Source organism: Paracoccus sp. TRP (genome assembly GCF_000185925.1).
GTDB classification, from domain to species: domain Bacteria; phylum Pseudomonadota; class Alphaproteobacteria; order Rhodobacterales; family Rhodobacteraceae; genus Paracoccus; species Paracoccus kondratievae.
On sequence record NZ_AEPN01000003.1, the window covers coordinates 175,140 to 198,185 of the forward strand.

Genomic DNA, 23,046 nt, shown 5'->3' on the forward strand with positions numbered 1-23,046 from the left:
AACCTCCGTTCATCAGTTCGAGACGAGCTTTAGCCGATCCGGCAAAGGCCGTTCAACCATCGGCAACTTGGTTTCCGTGGTCGGACGCAGGCCCAGAAGCGGCGCGACGCGACGTATCACCTCGGCCGCCACCGGTGCCGAGGTCGCACCCGCCGTCCGGCTTTCGCCGCCCGGCCCCTTGGTCGAGGGCTCGTCCAGCGACAGGACCAGAACATATTGCGGATCGCTGGCCGGAAAGACCGAAGCAAAAGTCGAGACCACCTTGTTGCCGTAATAGCCGCCCGAGGGACGCGGTTTGTCGGCGGTGCCGGTCTTGCCCGCGACCTCATAGCCTTCGACATTGGCGCTGCGACCGCTGCCCCGGACCACTACCTGACGCAGCATCTGGACGGCGATGTGCGCCGCCTCGGGCGAAAGCACCTGCTCACCCCCGCGCTGGTTGCGACCGTGGATCAGTGTCGGCACCACGCGCTTGCCCCCGTTGGCGACAGTTGCATAGGCCGAGGCCAGATGCAGCGGGCTCGCGGCAAGACCATGGCCAAAGGCGACCGTCGCCGAGGTCACGGCGGGCCAGCGTTTCGGCACCAGCGGCTTGCCGGTCGGGGCCTCGCTCATCTCGATCGGGGTCGGCTCAAAGAAGCCCAGTTTCTCAAGGAAATCCCGCTGCCGCTCGGCCCCGAGCAGCTGCGCCACCCGGACGGTGCCGACGTTCGAGGATTTCACGATGATATCCGTCACCGAAAGCGTGCCGTAATTGTGGCCGCGGAATTCGTTGATCAGATATTTGCCGATCTTCATCGGCGCTTTGGCATTGATCATCGTGGTCGGGCTGACCAGCTTGAGGTCAATCGCCTGCGCCACCGGGAAGATCTTGAAGGTCGAGCCCAGCTCGTACTGCCCCTGAACCGCGCGGTTGAACAGCGGGCTGTCCGAGGGATCACCCTTCAGCAGCGGACGCGGCCGGTCATTGGGATCGAAATCGGGCAGGCTTGCCATCGCGACGATCTCGCCGGTCTTGACCTCCATCAGGATGCCGGTCGCACCCTTGGCGTTCATGACCTTCATGCCGTTGCTCAGCACTTCTTCCATCGCGGCCTGCACGGTCAGGTCCAGCGACAGGGTCAGAGGCGCGCCATCATTGGCCGGATCGCGCAGCCAGTGGTCAAAAGCTTTCTCGACCCCGGCTACGCCGACGACCTCGGCGCTGGCAACGCCTTCTTTACCAAAGGTCGCGCCGCCAAGGATATGGGCGGCAATATTGCCGTTCGGGTAAAGCCGCATCTCGCGCGGGCCGAACAGCAGCCCTGGCTCACCAATATCATGGACGGCCTGCATCTGTTCGGGGCTGATCTTTTTCTTGATCCAGACAAAGCTGCGCTTGCCGGTGAAATCCTTGCGCAGCCGTTCGATATCCAGGTCGGGAAAGACACGGACCAGCTCGCTTGCCGCGCGATCGGGGTCAACCATCTGCTGGGGATGGGCGTAAAGCGATTGGGTCAAAAGGTTCGTCGCCAGCACCCGCCCCTGACGGTCGGTGATATCGGCACGTTGTGAGATGATCTGCGCGCCGGTCGTCTGGACGCGCGGCTCGCTGGGCTGGCTTGAGGCCAGCACGCCCATCTTGAACCCCACCGTGCAGAAGGCCAGCGCAAAGGCGCAGGACATGAAAAACAGACGTGAGCGGGCGCTGTCCCGCGCCTTTTCCTGAATCACGGCATGTCTTTGCGCGCGGTTTTCCGCCTCGATGGCGTCAGGGTTTTCCCCGGCTTCGCGGGCGCGAAGGATGCGGGCCAGCGGGCGCAGCGGTGTGCGGATCATGGCGTGCTCTCCTGTGGTCTGCGGGGCGGATAACCGGCAGGGCGTTCGACGGGCGGGTTCTCGCCCGGTGCTGACGTCTGCGGTGTCGCTGTCGGAAAGGCGATCTGGCCCACATCGACGAACTGGTCCGAGCCAAAGGGGACCAGCTTCAGCCGGTCAAAGTTCAGGTCGACAAGCTGGCGCAGCCGCTCGGGCCGGTTAAGAAAGGCCCATTCGGCACGCAGGACGCCCAGATCTTCGCGCAGGCGACCGATCTGGCGCTGGATGCTGCTCATCTCTTCGATGGCGGCCTGGGTACGGTAATTCTCGCGATAGGCCCAGAAGGCAAGGCCCATGACAGCAAGGGTGGTCAAAAGATACAGAATCGACCGCATCACGCCCCCTTTCCTGACAACATCGGCAGGCCGAGGACCGAGGGATCGACCCGGCCCGCAACGGCATCTGTACGAATACCGACCCGCAGCAGCGCCGAACGCGCGCGGGGATTCGCGGCAAGCTCTGCCTCATCGGGGCCGATGGCGCGACGGAAGGGCAGCGTAAAGGCCGCCGCTTCGCGCATCGCCTCGGGCGCATAGCGGCTGCCGCCTCCGGCGCTGTTCGAACGCGCCTGCATAAAGCGCTTAACGATCCGGTCTTCAAGCGAATGAAAACTGACCACCGCCAGCTTGCCACCCGGACGCAAGGCACGCTCGGCCGCAGCAAGACCGGCAACGAGCTGGCCGAATTCGTCATTCACCCAGATGCGGATAGCCTGAAAGGTGCGGGTCGACGGATGGCTTTGCCCCGGCTTGGGACGCGGCAGGCAGGCCGCGACGATATCCGACAGCTGCCCGGTGCGCGTCAGTGGCCGCGCCGCGACGATAGCGCGGGCAATGCGGCGGGCGGCGCGCTCTTCTCCGTAAAGATACAGCACATCGGCGATCACCGCCTCGGGCGCAGCGTTCAGCAGATCGGCCGCGCCTGGTCCGTCCCCGCCCATGCGCATATCAAGCGGCCCGTCGCGCAGAAAGGAAAAGCCGCGTTCGGGCTGGTCCAGCTGCATCGAGCTGACGCCAAGATCCAGCACCACGCCATCGACAGGGCCGCCTGCCAGCTCATCCAGATCAGAAAACGTGCCTTCGACCAGACGCAGCCGGTCGCCATATTCCCCGGCCCAAGCCTTGGCCATGCCGAAAACGGTCGGGTCGCGGTCAATGCCGATAACCTGATCGGCACCTTGCGCCAGCAGGCCGCGCGCATAACCGCCCGCGCCAAAGGTGCCATCGACCCAGACACCCTTCACAGGCGCAACGGCCCGCAACAGCGGGCCAAGCAGGACAGGCACATGCGGAGCTTGCGCCATCCCTACCCCTCCTCCTGCGGACCCGAGGTCAAAAGCGACAGCGGATCGGCGCCGGGCTCAAAGTCCGGCACCAGCTCTTCCAGCCGGCGCTCTTCCTCTTCGTAGTTGTCGGGTGCCCAGACCTTGAGGCTGTCGCCGGCCGAAATAAAGAAGGCGCTGTCGGTCAGGCCGATTTTCTCGCGCAGCTTCTGGGGCAGGACCAAGCGGCCATCGCCGTCGATCTCAGTCTCTTCGGCATGGCCGTGATAGATGTTTTCCAGAAGGTTACGTTCGGCGCTGCCGCGTTTCATGGCCGAGATGCCACGATCAATCTCGTCCATGGCCTCCATGGTGAAAAGCTGCAGATATTTCCAGTCGCGGGTGCCAAAGACGATGACCAGCTGGGGGCGCTTGCCGGGTTCCCAATCGGGATCGCAGGACTCAAAGACGCGTCGGAACTTGGCCGGGATGGAAACGCGGCCTTTCGCGTCCACCTTGACCTCTTCCGAACCTCTGAACCTGCGTGCCAAGGGCCCGCACTCCTTCCACTGTCCCGTCCTTTCCGGTCCACCCGAAAAGGAAAGGCGGATCGGGCTGCTGCCACTGCCCGATCCGCCGCCCTCGTTCCCATCTCTGGGCCCCGTAGTTTCGGGGATCGCGCCCTGCGTTTTGCGCCACCTGGGGGAGGTGCTGCTCGCGCGCCGCAGAGGCATGTTCGGAAGCGGGTTGCCTGTATGAAAGCTGCTTGTCGCCTTTTGGGGTCTTGGTGCCCCCTTTGTGCCCGTTCCGTGAGTCAGGGATGCCATGGGATTTCATGGGACGCAATGGATTTGTTTGGGTGAAATTTGGTCGCAGGCGGGCAATCGCCTGCGAACAGTATGTGAACAGGCTCACGCAAACGCGATGACAGGGGAAGGTTTCGGATGTTGAGAGAGGTAAACCACAATATGTGGTGTCCAGAGACGATGTGGCAAATAAATCCCACCAATTCCCGGAATCGTCCCGATCAAGGCCGGAATCGCCATTTCATCGCTGGAACAGGGGGTGAGATTCGCCGATTCGTGCAGCGATTCACGAATTATCACGCCGCAGTGATTCGGAGCTGTGCCGTCATTCCCGTAAATTCCCGGACCCGTTCCCGTGTTTTCCCGAACGGGTCCAGAGGTGTCGTTCCTAGGCCAGACCGTCCGCGATCAGACGCGCCGCCAGACGGGCAAAGGATTGGGCCACCGGCCCGTCACCAGATGCGATGGGCGCACCTTCATCACCGGCAAGCCGGACATCAAGGCTAAGAGGTATCTCACCCAGAAACGGCAGGCCCAGCATTTGCGCCTCGGCAGCGACGCCGCCATGGCCGAACAGATGCGCCTCATGCCCGCAGTTGGGGCAGACATAGGTGGACATGTTTTCGACCAGTCCCAGAACCGGGGTCTTGAGCTTGTCAAACATGTCGATAGCGCGGCGCGCATCGATCAGCGCCACATCCTGCGGAGTCGAGACGATGATCGCGCCGGTCACCTGCGCCTTTTGGCACAGCGACAGCTGCACATCGCCCGTGCCCGGTGGCAGGTCGACCAGCAGCACGTCCAGCTCACCCCACTTCACCTGATTGAGCATCTGCTGCAGCGCGCCCATCAGCATCGGACCGCGCCAGACGACCGCCTCACCCTCTTTCATCATCAGGCCCAGCGACATGACCGTGACGCCATGAGCGTGCAGCGGTTCAATCATCTGGCCGTCGCTGGTCGGACGCTGCCCGGTCAGGCCCAGCATCCGCGGCTGCGAAGGACCATATATATCTGCGTCAAGCAGCCCGACGCGACGGCCCTGACGCGCCAGCGCCACGGCAAGGTTCGAGGTCAGCGTCGATTTCCCGACGCCCCCTTTTCCCGAGCCGATGGCCACGATCCGCGCCACGCCCCCGACCGGGGCCGGCCCGGCCTGCGGCGTGGGGTGACGGCCGATCTTAAGGCTGGGCGGGTCGCTGGCGCCGCCCGAACGGGCCACAACCTGCGGCGGTGCGCCACGCGGAGCAGCGGGGGCGGTGGTGACGATCTGCACCTTTTCGACTCCGGGCAAAGCCGACAGCCGGCGCTGTGCCTCGGCTTCGACCGGGGCAAGCGCGCGGGCAGTCGCTGCATCGCCCGCCTCAATGACGAATCGCACCAGGCCCGATTCGACGCTGAGAGCGCGTACGAGGTCCTGAGAAACCAGGTTTCCGCCCCCCGGAACCGCGATTTCTGCAAGTTCCTGAAGCACACGTTCGCTTGATATCGTCATCGCTACCCCCGGTTAGATCGACCCGCAGCATGGCAATTCGGACATGGCTCGGCAACCCGGGTCCGAATGGTGATACCGCTAACGTATTGTGACCCCACGTAAAATACGACCCGGTCACTAGATATACGCGAATGAGTTTGTAAAGAATTTGAAAAATTCGCGGTTTATTAACGCATTGTGACGGCGTTCCAGAGACAGCCATGTCGTTTCTGCATAGCAGCATCTCGCCTGTGGGCGTTGTGCATATGCAGAAAACGGGCCATGTTCATTCCAACAGCGCGGGACAAGATTAAGTGACCGCGCCAACCGCAAGACGAAAGAGTGTATGAAATGGCTGTTCTCGATCTGATCCATGGCGGTATGCACCGCAACGCCGCAAGCGGCAACGGGGCGATCGCGAAATTCGTGGCCGGCCTGCGTGAAAACATGGCCCGTCGTGCCGTCTATCGTCAGACCCTGCGCGAGCTGGGCGAACTGTCCGACCGCGAACTGGCTGACCTTGGCCTGAACCGCAGCAACCTCCGTGGCGTGGCTTACGAAGCCGCATGGGGGGCGAAGTAAGAATTTCGATACCCGACCCACTCCTCCTCCCTTGGGTCCGGGTTCAGGCGGCATCCTCCCTCCTCCTCCCTGAGGATGCCGCCGCTCAGATAAGGTGAAGCCCGCTCCTCCTCCCTCGGGTTTCACGTTAAGGCGGCCCCTTACTCCTCCCTTGAGGGCGCCGCCAACCAATACGGCGAGACCTCTCCTCCTCCCGGGTCTCGCGGTTCCGGCGGCAGCCTCTCTCCTCCTCCCGGAGGCGCCGCCAAACCGATACGGAGAAGCCCCTCCTCCTCCCTGGGCTTTCCGTTATGCGCGGCGCCCTCCCCTCCTCCTCCCTGGAGGGCGCCGCCAAAATCCCCGCCGCAAGGCGGACACAGTTTGCGACGGTCCTTCTCCTCCTCCCTGGGATCGTCAGCACGCGGTAATGGCCTCCTCCTCCCTGCCATTGCCGCACCCTATGCGCGGCCCCTCCTCCTCCCTGGGCCAGCGTTACGCGGCGGTGCCCCCTCCTCCTCCCTGGGCGCCGCCGCTTTTCATTTTCAGGCCATCGGGTTAATCGCGGGACATGTTGTCCTATCAGCACGCCTATCACGCCGGGAATCTGGCCGATCTGCACAAGCACGCGTTGCTTGCTGCCATGCTTTCGTATCTGACCGTCAAACCCAAGCCGCTGTCCTATCTGGAAACCCATGCCGGGCGTGGTCTTTACGATCTGACCTCGCCTGAGGCGGAAAAGACCGGCGAGGCGGCCGCAGGCATCACCCGCGCGTTGGCAGAGGACTGGCTGCCTGCAGATCACCCATTGCGCCAGGCCCTGGATGCAGTCCGCGCACGCCATGGTGCCACGGCCTATCCCGGCTCTCCGCTGATCGCACGACACTTCCTGCGCCCGGACGACATCGCCCATCTGGCCGAGTTGCACCCCACCGAGCATGAGGCACTGGCCGAGGTTGCGGGTTTCGCACGCCTGCACCAACAGGACGGGTTTCAGATGGCACAGGCAGTCTGTCCGCCTATGCCGCGCCGGGGGATGCTGCTCATTGACCCAAGCTATGAGGTCAAGGCCGATTACGACGCCATACCGCGCCATATCTCGCGACTGGTGCGCAAGTGGAACGTAGGCGTGATTGCGCTGTGGTATCCGATCCTGACCGATCAGCGCCATGTGCCGATGATCGAGGCACTGCGGGGCGGCCATGCGGATGCGCTGATCTCGGAAGTGAACTTCCCACCGGCCCGATCAGGCCATGGCATGATCGGTTCGGGCATGGCGGTGGTAAACCCGCCTTATGGGCTGGATGAAGAAGCAGCGCGGATCGAGTCGCTGTTCAGTCAGCGCTTTCCGGGCAAGGCTTGGCGCTAGCTCGACAGTTTTTGGATATTTGAACACGAAAGAAGCCGGCCAGAGGCAAGCAAGCCGGCAAGCCTGCGGTCAGTTTCATCCTCGGGCCCATCCGCCCATGGACGGAAACGCAGGCGGAATGCGGCAAGCCGCGCGGGGGATTCTGGGTAACCAATGCGCGTCAGGCTATCGGGCAGGGGCAGATCGGCCCCCTCTCCCTCAGGCCAGATTGCGAGTCCTTGCAGGGCCAGCCGTCGCCAGTCAAAGCGCGGGCCCGGGTCGATCTTGCGTCCCGGGGCCAGATCCGAATGTGCGATAACGTCCCGAGGGCTAATGGACCAGCGCGCCATGATCTCAGCCAGCAAGGTCTCCAGCGCTGCCATCTGCGGTTCGGGGAAAGGACGGTCGCCGGGGTTAGCAAGCTCGATGCCGATGCTGCGGGAGTTGACATCCTCGCGCCCCAGCCACGAGCCCGCGCCCGCGTGCCAGGCGCGGCGATCCTCGGGGACCAGTGCCTCGGTCGTGCCGTCTTCATGGATCAGCCAATGCGCGCTGACCTCGGCCTCGGGGTCGCAAAGCCGCGCGCGGGCCGAAGGGCCATCGGCCATGCCGGTATAGTGGATGACGATCAGTTGAGGCTGTTCCCCGCGCCGATCGCCGTGATTGGGGGATAGGCTCAAAGTCTGGACTGGCGGAAGGGGCGCGGATCCCAGCCGCAGACAAAGCCGTCACCGTCAGGGTCCATGCCATGTGGATCTATCACCGGTCCGCCTGCCGCGATGAAGGCAGCTTGCGCCGCATCCACGCTGACATAGGTCCGGCACACCCGCGCCGCTGCCGAATCAGAGCTTCCGCTACGCTGATAGGTGCGTGTGCCCGGAGCCTGCGTCTCTTGATGAGCATAGCGCACCAGCACCGGCGTCACCCCCTGCCCGACGCGGACCGGGGTGCCTTGGGTGCGTGGCGCAGCCTGTTTCGGGGCTGTGGCAGCCTGCCGTTTCACGGGTGTGCCCGCAATATCGTCCGGGGTCGGCGCCTGAGCTGGCAGCTGGATCGGGATCGCCTTCGGCGCCTGACCCTTGCCATGCAGGGCAACCTCACGCTCTTGCAGGTATTTGGCATAGGCCGAGCCATTGTGCATGGCGCTGTAATTCGGGTTCCAGCCCGTATTTTCACCGCAGCCGGCCAGCGCAAGCACAGAGCCAAATACCGCGAGGGTCGCCAGGTTCCGCATCGGTCTCTCCCGTTTGTAGCCGGTTACCACCAGCGCGAGGGTTTCGCCGTGAAGCCTGCCGCAGATTCGAGGCTTTGCGCAAGGTTCAACAGGTTGCCCTCATCCCAGGGGCGGCCGATCAGCTGCATGCCAAGCGGCAGGCCCTGACGGTCAAGCCCCACCGGAACCGAAATCCCGGGCAGGCCGGCAAGGTTCACCGTCACTGTAAAGACGTCGTTGAGATACATCTCGACCGGGTCCTTGCCCGACATCTCGCCCAGACCAAAGGCGGCGCTGGGGGTGGCCGGGGTCAGGATTGCGTCGATACCATCGGCAAAGACCTGATCAAAGTCGCGCTTGATCAGCGCGCGTACCTTGCGGGCACGGTTGTAATAGGCGTCGTAAAAGCCCGCGGACAGCACATAAGTGCCGATCATAACCCGGCGCTGCACCTCGGGGCCAAAGCCCTCGGCGCGGCTGCGCTCATACATCTCGACCACGCCGTCACCAGCTTCGAGCCGGGCGCGGTGGCCATAGCGCACGCCGTCGTACCGGGCGAGGTTCGATGAAGCCTCGGCCGGCGCAATGACGTAATAGGCCGGAAGGGCATATTTCGTATGCGGCAGGCTGACATCTACCACCTCGGCCCCCGCATCGCGCAGCATCTCGGCCGCCTTGTTCCACAGGGCGTCAATCTCATCCGACATGCCGTCCATGCGATATTCGCGCGGAATGCCGATGCGACGGCCGCGGATGTCACCGGTCAATGCAGCCTCATAATCCGGGATCGGACGCTCGGCGCTGGTCGAATCCTTGGGGTCGACCGAGGCCATTGCGCCCAGCATGATTGCCGCGTCGCGCACCGTCTTGGTCATGGGGCCCGCCTGATCAAGCGAGCTGGCAAAGGCAATGACGCCCCAGCGGCTGACCCGGCCATAGGTCGGTTTCAACCCTACTGTACCGGTAAAGGCCGCGGGCTGGCGGATCGAGCCGCCGGTATCGGTGCCCGTCGCGGCAAGGCACAGATCTGCAGCCACGGCCGCCGCCGAACCACCCGAAGAGCCGCCCGGCGTCAGTTGCCGGTCATCGACTTTCCAAGGGTTCACCACCGGTCCGTAGCAGGCGCTCTCGTTCGAGGAGCCCATGGCGAATTCGTCCATGCTGAGTTTACCCAGCATGACCGCGCCCGCGTCCCACAGATTCTGGGTCACGGTCGATTCATAGGGCGGCAAAAAGCCCTCCAAGATCCGGCTTGCAGCCTGCGAAGGCACGTCGCGGGTACAGAAAAGATCCTTGATCCCCAACGGGATGCCACACATGGCCGGTGCATCGCCCGCAGCAATGCGGCTGTCGGCAGCGGCAGCCATCTCGCGCGCCTTTTCGGGCGTCTTGTGGCAGTAAGCGTTCAACACTCCGGCCTGCTCGATCGCGTCAAGGCAGGCTTCGGTCAGCTCGGCGCTGGTAAAATCGCCCTTGCGCAGCCCGTCGCGGGCCCCGGCGATGGTCAGTCGGTTCAGATCGGTCATTCCACCACCTTCGGCACGGCAAAGAAGCCCTCACGCGCATCGGGCGCGTTTTTCAGGATCAGGTCCTGCATCTCGCCGTCGGTGACGACATCCTGACGGCGCTTAAGACGCATCGGCTCGACCCCGGTCATCGGCTCGACGCCCTCGACATCGACTTCATTCAGCTGTTCCATGAAATGCAGGATGCCGTTCAGCTCCTGCGCCAGCGCGGGCAGGTCGGCGTCCTTGACCGCAATCCGCGCCAGATGCGCAACCTTGCGGGCTTCGTCCTCGGTGATCGCCATGGGGGCTCCTTTCGCTTGGGCCGGGTTTTACCGGGGCGGCCGGGGCGGGGCAAGCACCCGTGCAGGCGGAACTTTACGCCCGCGACCCGGCTTGGCAGGATGCGGGCCAAGCAACAAGCAAGGAGCCCTTCCATGAAACTGACCTGGCTTGGCCATTCGGGTTTCCGGCTGGAGATCGAAAAGGCCGTGATCCTGATCGACCCCTGGCTGTCCGGCAACCCGATGTTTCCTGCCGACAGGCGTGACGAGGCGATTACCGGCGCAACCCATGTCCTGCTGACCCACGGTCATGGCGACCACACCGGGGATACACTGTCCATCGCACGCGAACTGAAAATCCCGGTCGCCGGCATCTATGACCTGATCAACACCTGGCAGACCCATCAGGGCATTGAAGGTATCGGCTTTAACAAAGGCGGCACGGTCGATCTGGGCGGAGCCCGCGTCACCATGGTCAATGCCGCACATTCCTCGTCCTTCGATGGGAACGAGGGACCGGTCTATGCCGGACATGAGTCGGGCTATATGATCGCGGGCGAGGGCCATGTGATCTATGTTTCAGGCGACACCGACATCATGGCCGACATGGGGTGGATGGGCGAATATCACCAGCCCGACATCGGCATCCTGTCGGCCGGCGGGCATTTCACCATGGATATGGAGCGCGCAGCCTGGGCAGCGCGGAAGTATTTCAACTTCAGGACCGTGATACCCTGCCACTATCGGACCTTCCCGCTGCTGGCACAGGATGCCGAGCCGCTGAAAGCGGGCCTGCCCGGCGTTCAGGTGATCGAGCCTGAGGTCATGCAGCCGATCACCCTTTAAGGCCAGCTGTAACTGCTGGAGCGGGGCTGTTCGCGTACCGTCGGACCAAGCGGCGCAAAGATCTCGACCAGCAGGGGATAGCATGCGGCAGCGTCACTGGAGTGCTCGCTGCCGCAATCGCCGCCCGGACAGGCCGAAAGCCCGCCGATCAGGTCGATTTCGGCATAGAATTCAAGATAGTCTCCGGGACGCACCGGGCTGGTTTTCATGAAATACTGGCCAGTATCGCGGGTAAAACCGGTGCACATGAAAACGTTCAGCACGTCATGCACCAGCGGTTCGGCCTCGTCTCGCGACAGGTTCAGATCGGCCATCAGCGCATTGACCAGATTCGAATGACAGCAGTGGTGATAATCCTGCCCGCTAAGCAGCCGGTGCGTATAGGGATCGCAACGTGTACCGATCACGTCATGGACCGAGCCGCCGAATTCATCAATGCCATACCACTCCAGCGTATCCTCGGTCACCGTCGCCATGGGGCGCAGATGCGGAAAGCCGGACCACATCCGGTCCCCGCGCGTCAGATGCGTGCCATGCAGCGCCCGGGTCTTGCCCGAGTAAAAACGCTCACGCGGGTCGGCCGCAGACCACAAATTCAGATCGCCGACCTGCGGCCCTTCGACGCTGGTGATGCGAAAAAAATGGCCGGCAGGGACGTGAAAGCAGCGCGCCTCGCGCGGCGGTACCAGACATTCGCCCGATTTGCGTGCCGTCAGCCGCAGCGTCTGCAGCCCCGGCAGATCCGGGTCAGGCAGCGTCTCGTTGGGATAACAGATCACCGGGCGAACGGCCCGACGGTCGGCGGCATCTTCGGGAATATTGCGGGTCATGCGGCGATGCTAGGAGCGACACCACGATATCGCAACCCTGTTTTGCCACGTATCTTAACAGAAATTTCGTGGCAAAAAGGCGGCATAGAAACGCGCTAGCGGGCGCAATCGCCAGAACTGCGCCCAAAGCTGCCGACGGTCCCGGGATCAGGCAGCCTGACGCAGATCTGCTTCCAGCGGCATCGGCGCAAAGCTGAAATAGCCGAACATCTGCTCCAGAACGGCCAGCGCCTCGCGATCCTGGACCTTTTGCGGCTTGCGCGCGGTCAGGGGGGTGACGTTTTCTTGCGTAACGGCAGAGGAGGTCATCTCGGAATCTCCGGATCGTGCTTTGTCCTCCCTGCCAAACAGATAACGCCGCATCGCAGAAAAATCCAGCTCTGCGACGCGGCGTAAATCCGCCATGGCCGTCATGGCAGCCATGATGTCAGGGCAAATCAGACGATCCGATCCACCATCATATGCTTGATCGAGGCAATCGCCTTGGCCGGGTTCAGCCCTTTCGGGCAGGTGTTGGTGCAGTTCATGATCGTGTGGCAACGATACAGCTTGAACGGGTCTTCAAGCGCATCCAGCCGCTCGCCCGTGGCTTCATCGCGCGAATCGATGATCCAGCGATAGGCATGCAGCAGCGCCGCCGGGCCAAGATAGCGGTCGCCGTTCCACCAGTAGCTGGGGCACGAGGTCGAGCACGAGGCGCAGAGGATGCACTCATAAAGACCATCAAGCTTTTTGCGGTCTTCGATCGACTGACGCCATTCCTTGTCGGGATTGGGCGTCTCGGTGATCAGATAGGGCTGGACCGAGGCGTGCTGGGCATAGAAATGCGTCAGGTCCGGCACCAGGTCCTTGACCACCGGCATATGCGGCAGCGGGTAGATGTTCACATCGCCCTTGACCTCATCAATGCCGTAGATACAGGCCAGATGGTTGCCGCCGTCAATGTTCATCGCGCAGGATCCACAGATCCCCTCGCGACACGAGCGGCGGAAGGTCAGCGTCGGATCAATCTCGTTCTTGATCTTGATCAGCGCATCCAGAATCATCGGGCCGCATTTGTCCAGATCGACGAAATAGGTGTCGATGCGTGGGTTTTCACCGCTGTCCGGATCCCAGCGATAGATGTTGAAGCGGCGGACATTGGTTGCGCCTTCGGGCTTCGGCCAGGTCTTTCCGACCCGCATCCGGCTGTTCTTGGGAAGGGTAAGTTGGACCATTGGGTACTCCTATGAGAGATTTCCTTGCGGCCGAAAATCAGCGTTGAACAAGGGTTGGCAGCGGGTGACGAGCCTTGCGATCTTGGCCCGGGCATGGGGGTTAAGCGGCGCCGCATTGACTTGGCGCATGAATTCCAGCGCCCCGGCGTTGAGCCGCGCCATGACCGGCTGGTCCAGCGGCTCAAGTGCGGCGATTTCTTCGTCCGGCAGGCCAGCGTGGCGCAAAAGACGGCAACCGGGCTTCAGCCGGTGCTCTTCTTCCTCGACCGCGAGGCAAAGCAGGCGATCCGCGCCGATGGCATCCGCAAGGCGCGCAGTCAGATCGTCCCAGCCAGCAATGCCCGCTGTTTCTTGCAGGAACTGGGCATAGGTCCCGGTATAGCCGTCGGTCCTGATCGCCTGAGCCCAGACGCTTTCCAGCCACTGTTCCTGCCGGCGGGTGTAGCAGACAAAGCTCAGATCAAAGCCCTGCGCCTCTTTGACCAGCAACCTCGCGATCCGGGGCAGCATCGGGAACAGCTGCGTCTCACCCCCATTGCCGGGCATGGCACCTGCCAGGTTCTCATGCGTCAGCAGGACCGGCTGGTCACCCGCGGGCAGAGCGGCCAGAATCCCGGCAAAGGTGCGACGCAGGGCCGCTTCGGTCCCGGCATCGGGATTAAGGCTAAAGGCAATTGCAGCCCGCCCCAGCGCGCGCGTCTGAATATTGATCAGCTCATTTGCAACGACCAGATGGCGCAGGATCCGGGCAGAATTCAGCTTGATGAAATGATGGAACGCAGTCGAGCCGGTCTTTTGAACCCCGACATGAACGGTCAGCCGGCGCGCGGCGCGCGGCGCCTGGCGACCATCGCCCGCACACATCAGCGCGCCCCCCAACCCGGCTGATCGTAAAGCGGCCGCGTGGGCATCTGGCCCGACCGGCGCAGGACGCATTGGTTAAAGATCTCGGACGGATCGCGACCCATGATATAGTCCGAGGACATGCCCACCTTGACATAACCGCCGCGCACCCCGTGCGAACCAACGCCGAAGCCAACTTCGGTGCGGGGCGCGCGGGCATCAAGCGCCGCGCTAAGGCAGGCACGCTCGGCCTGTTCGACAGGAATCGGCGCGGTCGCACAGGCGGCCAGCCCCAGCAGTGCCGGGACAAGACCAGGACCCATGCGCAGACCGCGCCGGCTCATCACGCAGTGCCTTTTGCCGCTGCGGCGGCGCTGGCGATACATTGCGACGTCGCGGGCCGGCCGACGATGGCGGCGACCGAATCCCCTGCCCCGGCCGCTCCGGCGGCGGCGATGCTGGCCAGTTCCGCGCTGGTGGCGTTCTGGATCACGCAGTCGGTATAGGGCGCGACATTGGCACCCGGCAGGCGCTTGGCCATCTCGCGGTTGATGACGACGCGCGCAGAAGAGCTGGCCGCCGCATCAGGCGCCGGAGTGGTAACCGGAGGCAGCGGAGCCGGCACCGGCGCCATGCCGGGATTCTGGACCACGCAGCCCGACAGGGCCAACGCGGCAACAGTCAGGATCAGAGGAAGACGCATCAGTAAACCCTCGCTTTGGGTGCGATCTTTTTCAGGTCGATCCCGCCTTCCGCTTGCCTGGTCAAAGGTTCGAGGTGAACGGGCCGATAGGCCAGTTTAACATCGTTGCCTTCGACCCAGGCAAGCGAGTGCTTGCGCCAGTTGGCATCATCCCGCTCGGGGTAGTCCTCATGCGCATGGGCGCCGCGGCTTTCCTTGCGCGCCTCGGCTGCGACGATGGTCGCAAGCGCGTTGGGCATAAGGTTCGTCAGCTCCAGCGTTTCCATCAGGTCGCTGTTCCAGATCAGGCTGCGATCCGTGACCTTCAGGTCGTTCAGCTTGCCCGCGATCACCTGCATCTTGTCGACCCCTTCTGCCAGGGTCTTGTCGGTGCGGAACACGGCTGCATCGGCCTGCATGGTGCGCTGCATCTCAAGCCGCAGCTCGGCGGTTGGCACCGTGCCATTGGCGTGACGGATGCGGTCGAAACGGTCCAGCGCCCGGTCCACGCCCTCTTTGTTCGTGGTCGGGATGGCCGATTTGCGGTCGATCACCTGACCCGCGCGGATCGCGGCGGCCCGGCCAAAGACCACAAGGTCGATGAGCGAGTTCGAGCCCAGGCGGTTCGCGCCATGAACCGAGGCGCAGCCTGCCTCACCCACCGCCATCAGGCCCGGGAAGACCTGATCGGGATTTTCGGCGGTCGGGTTCAGCACCTCGCCCCAATAGTTGGTCGGAATGCCACCCATATTATAGTGAACCGTCGGCAAGATCGGGATCGGCTCACGCGTGACATCGACACCGGCAAAGATCTTGGCCGATTCGCTGATGCCCGGCAGACGCTCGGCCAGGCTTTCCGGCGGCAGGTGCATCAGGTTCAGATACATATGATCCTTATGCGGACCAACGCCGCGGCCTTCGCGGATCTCGATGGTGATGCAGCGCGAAACCACGTCGCGGCTGGCAAGGTCCTTATAGGTCGGAGCGTAACGCTCCATGAACCGCTCACCCTCGCTGTTGGTCAGATAGCCGCCCTCACCGCGCGCACCCTCGGTGATCAGACAGCCCGAACCATAGATGCCGGTCGGGTGGAACTGCACGAATTCCATATCCTGCAGCGGCAGACCCGCGCGGGCCACCATGCCGCCACCGTCGCCGGTGCAGGTGTGGGCCGAGGTGGCGCTGAAATAGGCGCGGCCATAGCCACCGGTCGCCAGCACGACCATCTTGGCGTTAAAGACGTGAATGGTCCCGTCATCAAGCTTCCAGCACACGACGCCAGTGCAGGCGCCATCGGTGATGATCAGGTCCAGCGCGAAATATTCGATAAAGAATTCCGCCTTTTCCTTCAGCGACTGGCCGTAAAGCGTGTGCAGGATGGCGTGGCCGGTGCGGTCGGCCGCGGCACAGGTGCGCTGCACGGGCGGACCTTCGCCGAACTCAGTGGTGTGACCGCCAAAGGGGCGCTGATAGATCTTGCCCTCTTCGGTGCGGCTGAAGGGAACACCATAGTGTTCCAGCTCATAAACGGCCTTGGGAGCCTCGCGCGCGAGGTACTCCATCGCGTCAGTGTCGCCCAGCCAGTCCGAGCCCTTGACGGTGTCATACATGTGCCACTGCCAATGGTCGGGACCCATGTTCGACAGGCTGGCAGCGATGCCGCCCTGCGCGGCGACCGTATGCGAGCGGGTCGGAAAGACCTTGGTCACGCAGGCGGTGCGCAAACCCTGTTCAGCCATGCCCAGCGTCGCGCGCAGGCCCGCGCCGCCGGCGCCCACGACCACCACGTCATATTCGTGCGTTTCGTATTTGTAAGCAGCCATTGCGGAACCTCAGACGACGACGATCGCGCCCAGACCCATCCGGGCCAGCGCATAAACGGCGGCAGCGATGACCGCCCAGCCGAGAATGATTGAAATGATGATGGCAGCCTTGCGCGCGCCACCCCGGAAATAGTCGTCGATCATGATCCGGGTGCCTTTGATAAAGTGGATCATGCCCACGACAACAAAGAGCGCGGTGATGACGGCGGGGAAGGGCCGGCCGAAATAGGCCAGAAGCTGATCTTGCGACAGGCCGATGGCGCGGGCCACCACGATCATGAACAGCGGGGTCAGCACGGCCAGCGCCACGGCCGAAACCGTCATGGCCCAGTGGTGCTGGGTGCCCTCGTGCGCCGAGCCAAGACCCTCGGCGGTTTTGCGGGGAGTAAGATAACGCATGATCCCTGCCCTTTCCTCAGAACGCGAAAAAGACGATCAGCGTCAGCACGGCCAGCACGACCGAACCGGCGATCAGCGCCTGACTGGATTTCTTGGCCTGCTCGATCTCAAGACCGTAGCCGGCGTCGTAGAACAGGTGACGCAACCCGGCGAGCAGGTGATACCACAATGCCCACATCGAGCCGGTCAGGATGATAAAGCCAAGCCAGGACCGCACCACCCAGTCTGCGCAGGCAAAAGCGCCGGGCGAGGTGACGGCGGCGACCAGCCACCAGACGATCAGCACGATCCCCGCGACCAGCGCATGGCCGGTGATGCGGGTCATGATCGAGGTGATTGCGGCGAGGGGCAGGCGATAGACCTGCAAATGTGGTGACAATGGCCGGTTGCCCCGGTTGACGTCAGCCATGATGCGCTCTCCTGCGTTCAGGCCCCGCACGCAACGGCTGGCGGCGAGGGCTGGCCGAAATTGGGTTTGCTTTTAGCCGCCTTGTCGCATCTGTCACGGGTGGATGCCATACATAAGACGGATATCGGACAGATTTTCCGCTTTTGTGATCACGCACATGCCAGCCGTGATCACAGACCCGTCATATTCGCCGGCATGATTGCGGTATCAGTACGGACTCGTTCGATTTCCCCGGATAACCGAGGATTTTGGTCATGCTCAGGCCGGTCCGACAACGATTCGCGCACCGGCCTGCAAGGCGCTCATTTGGGCATCAGCGCCCAGTAATCGAGGTCCAGAAGCACCTGAGGCGCGTATTTTCCATCCGCACCGCGCAAAGCGTGATCACCAGCCTCGCTCTTATGCGCGACAAGCCGCAATCGGATCGCGCCAACGCCGGGGGCCGGGGTATCGGCCTTGTCCAGAACCTCGGACCAGGCGCGGATCGTGTCCCCTGCGAAACAGGGGTTGGCATGGGCACCGCCGTTCAGCGCCACGATCATCTGAGCATTGGCCAGCCCGTTGAAGCTGAGCGCGCGCGCCATGCTGATGACATGGCCGCCATAGATCAGCCGCCGCCCGTCATCGCGGAAAGTGGCGTCGAAATGCACCTTGGCGGTGTTCTGCCACAGCCGGGTGGCAAGCATATGCTCGGCCTCTTCGATGGTGACACCATCGACATGGTCGATAATTTCGCCGGTCTGATAGTCGCCCCAGCGATGCGGCTCGCCCGCAAGCTCGAAATCATAGTCCTGGAAATCCAGCCCCTCGGGCACGACCAGATCATCAGGCGCGACGGATTTCGCCAGATCGGGCACCACCGCATCTGGTGCCGCGGCCCCGGTATCGCCTTTGCGCACCATGACCCAGCGCACATATTCCAGCACCACCTCGTCATGCTGGTTCAGGCCACGGGTGCGGACCCAGACCACACCAGATTTGCCGTTCGAGTTCTCCTTGAGCGCGATCACCTCGGATTCCGAACGCAGCGTGTCGCCCGGCCGCACCGGCCGGAGGAAGCGCCCCTCGGCATAGCCGAGATTCGCCACCGCATTCAGGCTGATATCAGGCACCGTTTTGCCAAAGACGATGTGAAACGTAATCAGATCGTCCAGCGGGCTTGCCCCCAATCCGCAAGCCGCCGCAAACTCATCCGAGGAATATAGTGCATGCCGCGCGGGATAAAGCGCGTGATACAGCGCCCGCTCGCCCGCCGTGACCGTGCGCGGCACGGCATGGCGGATCACCTGCCCGACGCGGTAATCCTCGAAGAAGCGACCCGGATTGGTCTTGCTCATGTTGGCTCCCTATTGCTGGCCCAGCTTCATCTGGGGGTGATACTCGGTCTCGATCTCCTTGGTGACTGCCTGGGCGCAACGCATCACGCCGCGCGAAGCGTCAAAGGCATAGGAGGGATCGCCATACAGCTCCCACCCTTTGGACAGGGCCTCGCTGACTTTGTGGCAAAAGGCCGAGGTGTCATCTTCGGTCAGCAGGCGATAGATTTTCGGCATGTCAGCCCCCAAAGCTCAGTTTCCGAACGGGTTGTAGCCCAGCCAGCTGTGGATCAGCCCCACGACCAGCATGACGACGATGGCGCCCACGACCGCCATGATCTCTTTGCGCGGAGGAAAGGGGCCAGCGGGCGGGATCCAGCCCGGCTCATCCCGGTTGATGACCACGATCTGGACCAGCGCCCAGATGAAAAGCCCGCCAAACAGGACAAAGCTGGGCAGATCGCCGTTCGGCAGCAGATGCGCAAAAGCCCATAGCGCAAATCCGGTCAATTGCGGGTGACGGATGTGGCGGGTGATGCGCGTCTTCATCCCCGATGCGGCGAAAAGGTAGAATGCCGCCAGCACGAGCAGGTTGTTGATGCCCTTGAGAGGCGCACTTGCCCCCCACCAATAAGGGCCGTCAGCAAGGCGGTAGCCAAGCACCATCAGCACCACCGACAACAGCAGTGCCCCCGCCACCGCGCCACGGCCTAGCCGTTCGCGCAGGGGCGGAGCGAGCCGCTTAAGAAGATGCGCCACCCACCAAAGCGCCACGCCAAGTATCAGGATAAACATCTGGCTTGTTCCTCTGCTGGATGTAATGGCGCTACCCTGCCATCACCCCGCGAGTTCGGCAATCGCAGCCGCCTTGGCCAAAGTGGCGCGGGCGGTCTCGACATGCAGATTCTCGACGATCCGGCCATCGACCACCGCGACGCCCTTGCCCTGCGCCTTGGCCTCTTCAAACGCGTCAATCTGACGGCGCGCCAGCTCTACCTCGGCCTCTGAGGGGGCAAAGACTTCATTGGCAATGGCAAGCTGCGCCGGGTGAATCAGGGTCTTGCCGTCGAAACCCATGTCGCGGCCCTGCGCGCATTCCGCGCGCAGCCCCTCTTCGTCCTTGAAGGCGTTAAAGACGCCATCCACGATCACCCGGCCATGCGCCCGCGCAGCCAGAAGACACAGGCCCAGCCCGGCCATCATGGGCAGGCGGTCGGCGCGGAAACGGCTGTTCAGTTCCTTGGCCAGATCGTTGGTCCCCATGACCATGCCTTGCAGGCGCGGATGGGCGGCGATCCGGGCGGCATTAAGCATGCCCTCGGCCGTCTCCATCATCGCCCACAGCGGGGTTTCGGGCACCAGTGCCGCCACCCGATCCAGATCGGCGCTGCGGCTGACCTTGGGCACCAGCACCGCGTCGGCGCCCAAGGCAAAGGCGCGGGCGTCATCCTCGCCCCATTCGGTATCAAGCCCGTTGATGCGTACGATTCGCGCCCGACCGCCGTAATCAGCCTGCAGGGCCTGTGACAGCAGCCCACGCGCACCAACCTTTTCTGCGGGCGCCACTGCGTCCTCAAGGTCAAAGATGATCGCATCGGCGGCCAGCGTCTGGGCCTTTTCCATCGCCCGAACATTGGCGGCGGGAATGTACAGCACGGAACGATAAGGACGGGTCATCTGGGCCTCGCGTAATAATCTTGCGCGAACCTGCCCGGAAAGGAAGCGAATCGCAAGCCTCGATCTGCCGCAGTGCAGCGTCAGATGCCATCCCAGATCAGCCTGGCCGAAACCAGCATCAGCGCCCAGGTGATAAAGCTGTAGAAAACGCGCGGCGACATGCGCCGCACCAGCCATAGCCCGATCAGGACACCGATGATTCCCGGCACCATCAGCACGGCGGCGATCGACAGGTTATGCGCCGAAAGCTGTCCAAGCAGCGCATAAGGAATCAGCTTAACCGCGTTGCAGATGGCGAAAAAGATCGTCGTCGTGCCGGCATAGGTCATCGGCGTCATACGCAGCGGTTGGGCATAGACATGATAGGGTGCGGCCCCGGAATGCGACACAAAGCTGGTATAGCCCGAGACCATGCCCCAAAGGGTACCTGCCCCCCAGCGCGGCGGCCGCGCACTGCCATCGACCGGGCTGCGCAACAGCGCGTTCAGCGCGAATGTCAGGCCGATAAGTCCGACGATCAGGCCGACCTGCGCGTCATTGACGTGATGCGCCGTGGCCCAGCCCAGCCCGATGCCGGTGATCGCCCCCGGCACCAGCGTCCACAACACCCTCGCATCGAAATTGCGGCGAAAGGCAATCAGCCCGCCGATATCCGAGATGACATAGACCGGCAGCAGAATCCCCGCTGCCTGCACCGGCGACATGACCAGCGACAGCAGCGGGACTGAAATCGTACCGACCATCGACAATCCGCCCTTGGCCATTCCGATAGACAAGGCAGCAATGACCGCCAGCACCCAGCCCAAGATTTCCATCGACGCGCTCCGTTGTCGCTTAACGCCGGGTTAATCCAGCGCCGCGCGGTCGGCAATGCGGGGCAAGCATTTCATGTTAGCGATTGACAGCGGACGATTCTGCATTCTGTCCACAGGCAAGGCTTGCGATTCTCATCCCGAGGGACTACGCCACCGCCCGAACCATCATGGAAATCGGAGGTTATCATGGCCCGACCCAAGATCGCACTTATCGGTGCGGGACAGATCGGCGGCACGCTCGCACATCTGGCCGCGATGAAGGAACTGGGCGATGTCGTCCTGTTTGACATCGCCGAGGGCACTCCTCAGGGCAAGGCGCTGGACATCGCGGAATCGGGTCCGTCCGAGGGCTTTGACGCCGTGCTCAAGGGCACCAATGATTACGCCGACATCGCCGGCGCTGATGTCTGCATCGTGACCGCCGGCGTGCCGCGCAAGCCTGGCATGAGCCGCGACGACCTGCTGGGCATCAACCTCAAGGTCATGAAATCGGTGGGCGAAGGCATCAAGCAGCACGCCCCGAACGCCTTTGTCATCTGCATCACCAACCCGCTCGACGCCATGGTCTGGGCGCTGCGCCAGTTTAGCGGCCTGCCCCACGAGAAAGTCGTCGGCATGGCCGGTGTGCTTGATTCGGCGCGCTTCCGCCACTTCCTGTCGCTGGAATTCGGCGTCTCGATGCGCGACGTGACCGCATTCGTGCTGGGTGGCCATGGCGATACCATGGTGCCGCTGGCCCGCTATTCGACCGTCGCCGGTATCCCGCTGCCCGATCTGGTCAAGATGGGCTGGACCACGCAGGAAAAACTGGATGCCATCATCCAGCGCACCCGTGACGGCGGCGCCGAAATCGTCGGCCTGCTGAAGACCGGCTCGGCCTTCTACGCCCCCGCCACCTCGGCCATCGAGATGGCAGAGGCCTATCTGAAGGACCAAAAGCGCGTCCTGCCCTGCGCAGCCTATGTGAAAGATGCCTACGGTCTTGACGGTCTCTATGTCGGCGTGCCGACCGTGATCGGTGCCAAGGGGATCGAACGCGTCATCGACATCACCCTGAACAAAGACGAGCAAGCGATGTTCGACAAGTCGGTTGATGCGGTGAAAGGCCTCGTGACCGCCTGCAAGGGCATCGACCCCACGCTGGCCTGATCAGGCCAATCGCACATAGCGGCCATTCCGGCCGCCGCACGGAAAAACCCCGCGGACGCGTCCCGCGGGGTTTCTTGTTTATCAGACGAACACGAAGTCCGAAGCGTCCAGCAGACCGCTGTTGATCCCGGTCAGCGTGACCGTGGTGCCGCCAAAGCTGACCACGGTATTGGAACCAGACTGGGTGATGGTCAGGTCATCAAAGCTGTCGTAACGCTCACCATCATAGGTGCCCGCAACGATCTGGATCACGTCAGAGCCATTCTGCCAGTCGCTGATCCGGTCAGCATTGTCACGAACCGAGAAGACAAAGACATCCGCGCCGGAACCGCCGGACAGAACGTCATTGCCGGCCCCGCCCGTCAGCGTGTCGTTGCCGGTACCGCCAAGCAGCCGATCGTTGCCGGTGCCGCCGATCAGCTGGTCGTTGCCAGCACCGCCGCTTACCGTGTCATTGCCTGCACCTGCGTTCAGGACGTTATTCGCCCCGCTGCCGGTCAGGCTGTCACTGTAACGAGAGCCGCGGATGTTCTCGATGCTGCTCAGTACATCGGTACCATAGCCGCCGCCGATGGCCTGCGCGCTGGTCGAACCGAGGTTAACCTTGATGCCGGACGTGGCGCCGTCATACAGCGCGGTATCGATCCCGGTTCCGCCATCCAGCGTATCGTTGCCAGTGCCGCCGTTAAGATAGTCATTGCCCGAGCCGCCAATCAGCCGGTCATTGCCGGCAC

Annotated in this window: 28 protein-coding genes; 4 read left to right on the forward strand and 24 right to left on the reverse strand. The window is 63.1% G+C overall.

Annotation, left to right across the window (positions count from 1 at the left end):
* Nucleotides 1–12: 12 nt before the first annotated feature.
* The 5 genes from PARACOCCUSGL_RS0103315 to PARACOCCUSGL_RS0103335 form a co-directional block, all read right to left on the reverse strand.
* The gene (locus PARACOCCUSGL_RS0103315) at nucleotides 13–1,818 is read right to left on the reverse strand and encodes a penicillin-binding protein 2 (RefSeq protein ID WP_010393044.1); all 1,806 of its coding nucleotides are present in this window, start codon (nucleotides 1,816–1,818) and stop codon (nucleotides 13–15) included.
* Nucleotides 1,815–2,192, reverse strand: a complete 378-nt coding sequence (locus tag PARACOCCUSGL_RS0103320; RefSeq protein ID WP_010393047.1) for a hypothetical protein — start codon at nucleotides 2,190–2,192, stop codon at nucleotides 1,815–1,817. The genes PARACOCCUSGL_RS0103315 and PARACOCCUSGL_RS0103320 overlap by 4 nt, the downstream gene beginning before the upstream one ends.
* Nucleotides 2,192–3,160 carry a 16S rRNA (cytosine(1402)-N(4))-methyltransferase RsmH gene (gene rsmH / locus PARACOCCUSGL_RS0103325; RefSeq protein WP_010393050.1) on the reverse strand — a complete coding sequence of 323 codons (969 nt, stop codon included), beginning with the start codon at nucleotides 3,158–3,160 and terminating at the stop codon, nucleotides 2,192–2,194. Before rsmH ends, PARACOCCUSGL_RS0103320 begins: the two co-directional genes overlap by 1 nt.
* A gap of 2 nt (nucleotides 3,161–3,162) precedes the next feature.
* Nucleotides 3,163–3,669: a division/cell wall cluster transcriptional repressor MraZ gene (gene mraZ / locus PARACOCCUSGL_RS0103330; RefSeq protein ID WP_010393051.1), complete on the reverse strand. Its 507-nt coding sequence runs from the start codon at nucleotides 3,667–3,669 to the stop codon at nucleotides 3,163–3,165.
* 643 nt (nucleotides 3,670–4,312) lie between these two features.
* Nucleotides 4,313–5,419, reverse strand: coding sequence for an Mrp/NBP35 family ATP-binding protein (locus PARACOCCUSGL_RS0103335; RefSeq protein WP_010393052.1), 1,107 nt, complete (start codon nucleotides 5,417–5,419; stop codon nucleotides 4,313–4,315).
* Nucleotides 5,420–5,749: 330 nt separating this feature from the next.
* Between PARACOCCUSGL_RS0103335 and PARACOCCUSGL_RS0103340 the strand changes: the two genes are divergently transcribed.
* Complete coding sequence (locus tag PARACOCCUSGL_RS0103340) at nucleotides 5,750–5,980, forward strand: DUF1127 domain-containing protein (RefSeq protein WP_010393053.1); 231 nt, start codon at nucleotides 5,750–5,752, stop codon at nucleotides 5,978–5,980.
* A 547-nt stretch (nucleotides 5,981–6,527) separates the two neighbouring features.
* Nucleotides 6,528–7,325 (forward strand): 23S rRNA (adenine(2030)-N(6))-methyltransferase RlmJ, encoded by a 798-nt coding sequence (locus PARACOCCUSGL_RS0103350; RefSeq protein WP_010393054.1) that lies wholly within the window; start codon nucleotides 6,528–6,530, stop codon nucleotides 7,323–7,325.
* On the opposite strand, the gene PARACOCCUSGL_RS20225 is transcribed toward PARACOCCUSGL_RS0103350, so the two are convergent.
* From PARACOCCUSGL_RS20225 to gatC, 4 genes are read right to left on the reverse strand one after another with little or no spacing between them, the layout of a single operon-like run.
* Nucleotides 7,322–7,984 carry an N-acetylmuramoyl-L-alanine amidase gene (locus PARACOCCUSGL_RS20225; protein ID WP_083825811.1) on the reverse strand — a complete coding sequence of 221 codons (663 nt, stop codon included), beginning with the start codon at nucleotides 7,982–7,984 and terminating at the stop codon, nucleotides 7,322–7,324. The two genes, PARACOCCUSGL_RS0103350 and PARACOCCUSGL_RS20225, sit on opposite strands and share 4 nt — an antisense overlap.
* Nucleotides 7,981–8,538 (reverse strand): hypothetical protein, encoded by a 558-nt coding sequence (locus PARACOCCUSGL_RS0103360; RefSeq protein WP_010393058.1) that lies wholly within the window; start codon nucleotides 8,536–8,538, stop codon nucleotides 7,981–7,983. The genes PARACOCCUSGL_RS20225 and PARACOCCUSGL_RS0103360 overlap by 4 nt, the downstream gene beginning before the upstream one ends.
* 23 nt (nucleotides 8,539–8,561) lie before the next feature.
* The gene (gene gatA / locus PARACOCCUSGL_RS0103365) at nucleotides 8,562–10,043 is read right to left on the reverse strand and encodes an Asp-tRNA(Asn)/Glu-tRNA(Gln) amidotransferase subunit GatA (RefSeq protein ID WP_010393060.1); all 1,482 of its coding nucleotides are present in this window, start codon (nucleotides 10,041–10,043) and stop codon (nucleotides 8,562–8,564) included.
* Nucleotides 10,040–10,327 carry an Asp-tRNA(Asn)/Glu-tRNA(Gln) amidotransferase subunit GatC gene (gene gatC / locus PARACOCCUSGL_RS0103370; protein ID WP_010393062.1) on the reverse strand — a complete coding sequence of 96 codons (288 nt, stop codon included), beginning with the start codon at nucleotides 10,325–10,327 and terminating at the stop codon, nucleotides 10,040–10,042. Before gatC ends, gatA begins: the two co-directional genes overlap by 4 nt.
* A gap of 132 nt (nucleotides 10,328–10,459) precedes the next feature.
* Between gatC and PARACOCCUSGL_RS0103375 the strand changes: the two genes are divergently transcribed.
* Nucleotides 10,460–11,152, forward strand: coding sequence for a metal-dependent hydrolase (locus PARACOCCUSGL_RS0103375; RefSeq protein ID WP_010393063.1), 693 nt, complete (start codon nucleotides 10,460–10,462; stop codon nucleotides 11,150–11,152).
* Here PARACOCCUSGL_RS0103375 and PARACOCCUSGL_RS0103380 read toward each other — a convergent pair.
* The 14 genes from PARACOCCUSGL_RS0103380 to PARACOCCUSGL_RS0103445 all read right to left on the reverse strand — a co-directional run bounded on the left by PARACOCCUSGL_RS0103380 (nucleotide 11,149) and on the right by PARACOCCUSGL_RS0103445 (nucleotide 21,163).
* Nucleotides 11,149–11,982, reverse strand: coding sequence for a DUF1989 domain-containing protein (locus tag PARACOCCUSGL_RS0103380; protein WP_010393064.1), 834 nt, complete (start codon nucleotides 11,980–11,982; stop codon nucleotides 11,149–11,151). The two genes, PARACOCCUSGL_RS0103375 and PARACOCCUSGL_RS0103380, sit on opposite strands and share 4 nt — an antisense overlap.
* 147 nt (nucleotides 11,983–12,129) lie before the next feature.
* On the reverse strand, nucleotides 12,130–12,405 hold the full coding sequence (locus PARACOCCUSGL_RS0103385; RefSeq protein ID WP_010393065.1) for a hypothetical protein: 276 nt from the start codon (nucleotides 12,403–12,405) through the stop codon (nucleotides 12,130–12,132).
* A gap of 14 nt (nucleotides 12,406–12,419) precedes the next feature.
* The gene (locus PARACOCCUSGL_RS0103390) at nucleotides 12,420–13,199 is read right to left on the reverse strand and encodes a succinate dehydrogenase iron-sulfur subunit (protein WP_010393066.1); all 780 of its coding nucleotides are present in this window, start codon (nucleotides 13,197–13,199) and stop codon (nucleotides 12,420–12,422) included.
* 9 nt (nucleotides 13,200–13,208) lie between these two features.
* Nucleotides 13,209–14,063, reverse strand: coding sequence for a hypothetical protein (locus PARACOCCUSGL_RS0103395; protein WP_138918272.1), 855 nt, complete (start codon nucleotides 14,061–14,063; stop codon nucleotides 13,209–13,211).
* Nucleotides 14,063–14,386, reverse strand: a complete 324-nt coding sequence (locus PARACOCCUSGL_RS0103400) for a hypothetical protein (protein ID WP_010393069.1) — start codon at nucleotides 14,384–14,386, stop codon at nucleotides 14,063–14,065. Before PARACOCCUSGL_RS0103400 ends, PARACOCCUSGL_RS0103395 begins: the two co-directional genes overlap by 1 nt.
* On the reverse strand, nucleotides 14,386–14,745 hold the full coding sequence (locus PARACOCCUSGL_RS0103405; RefSeq protein ID WP_010393070.1) for a hypothetical protein: 360 nt from the start codon (nucleotides 14,743–14,745) through the stop codon (nucleotides 14,386–14,388). Before PARACOCCUSGL_RS0103405 ends, PARACOCCUSGL_RS0103400 begins: the two co-directional genes overlap by 1 nt.
* The gene (gene sdhA, locus PARACOCCUSGL_RS0103410; RefSeq protein WP_010393071.1) at nucleotides 14,745–16,547 is read right to left on the reverse strand and encodes a succinate dehydrogenase flavoprotein subunit; all 1,803 of its coding nucleotides are present in this window, start codon (nucleotides 16,545–16,547) and stop codon (nucleotides 14,745–14,747) included. The genes PARACOCCUSGL_RS0103405 and sdhA overlap by 1 nt, the downstream gene beginning before the upstream one ends.
* 9 nt (nucleotides 16,548–16,556) lie before the next feature.
* Entirely contained in the window at nucleotides 16,557–16,946 is a 390-nt protein-coding gene (gene sdhD / locus PARACOCCUSGL_RS0103415; RefSeq protein ID WP_010393072.1) for a succinate dehydrogenase, hydrophobic membrane anchor protein, read from the reverse strand.
* A 16-nt stretch (nucleotides 16,947–16,962) separates the two neighbouring features.
* Nucleotides 16,963–17,355, reverse strand: coding sequence for a succinate dehydrogenase, cytochrome b556 subunit (gene sdhC, locus PARACOCCUSGL_RS0103420; RefSeq protein WP_010393073.1), 393 nt, complete (start codon nucleotides 17,353–17,355; stop codon nucleotides 16,963–16,965).
* Nucleotides 17,356–17,657: 302 nt separating this feature from the next.
* Complete coding sequence (locus PARACOCCUSGL_RS0103425; RefSeq protein ID WP_010393074.1) at nucleotides 17,658–18,692, reverse strand: MaoC family dehydratase; 1,035 nt, start codon at nucleotides 18,690–18,692, stop codon at nucleotides 17,658–17,660.
* 9 nt (nucleotides 18,693–18,701) lie between these two features.
* Nucleotides 18,702–18,908, reverse strand: coding sequence for a DUF1737 domain-containing protein (locus PARACOCCUSGL_RS0103430; RefSeq protein ID WP_010393075.1), 207 nt, complete (start codon nucleotides 18,906–18,908; stop codon nucleotides 18,702–18,704).
* Nucleotides 18,909–18,923: 15 nt separating this feature from the next.
* Nucleotides 18,924–19,466, reverse strand: coding sequence for an NnrU family protein (locus PARACOCCUSGL_RS0103435; protein WP_010393076.1), 543 nt, complete (start codon nucleotides 19,464–19,466; stop codon nucleotides 18,924–18,926).
* Nucleotides 19,467–19,508: 42 nt separating this feature from the next.
* On the reverse strand, nucleotides 19,509–20,348 hold the full coding sequence (locus tag PARACOCCUSGL_RS0103440) for a CoA ester lyase (protein WP_010393077.1): 840 nt from the start codon (nucleotides 20,346–20,348) through the stop codon (nucleotides 19,509–19,511).
* An 80-nt stretch (nucleotides 20,349–20,428) separates the two neighbouring features.
* Nucleotides 20,429–21,163: a sulfite exporter TauE/SafE family protein gene (locus PARACOCCUSGL_RS0103445; protein ID WP_010393079.1), complete on the reverse strand. Its 735-nt coding sequence runs from the start codon at nucleotides 21,161–21,163 to the stop codon at nucleotides 20,429–20,431.
* A gap of 186 nt (nucleotides 21,164–21,349) precedes the next feature.
* Here PARACOCCUSGL_RS0103445 and mdh point away from each other — a divergent pair, with 186 nt between their 5' ends.
* Nucleotides 21,350–22,312, forward strand: a complete 963-nt coding sequence (gene mdh, locus PARACOCCUSGL_RS0103450; protein WP_010393082.1) for a malate dehydrogenase — start codon at nucleotides 21,350–21,352, stop codon at nucleotides 22,310–22,312.
* An 81-nt stretch (nucleotides 22,313–22,393) separates the two neighbouring features.
* On the opposite strand, the gene PARACOCCUSGL_RS22650 is transcribed toward mdh, so the two are convergent.
* On the reverse strand, nucleotides 22,394–23,046 hold a 653-nt coding region (locus PARACOCCUSGL_RS22650; protein ID WP_010393083.1), incomplete at its 5' end, for a calcium-binding protein.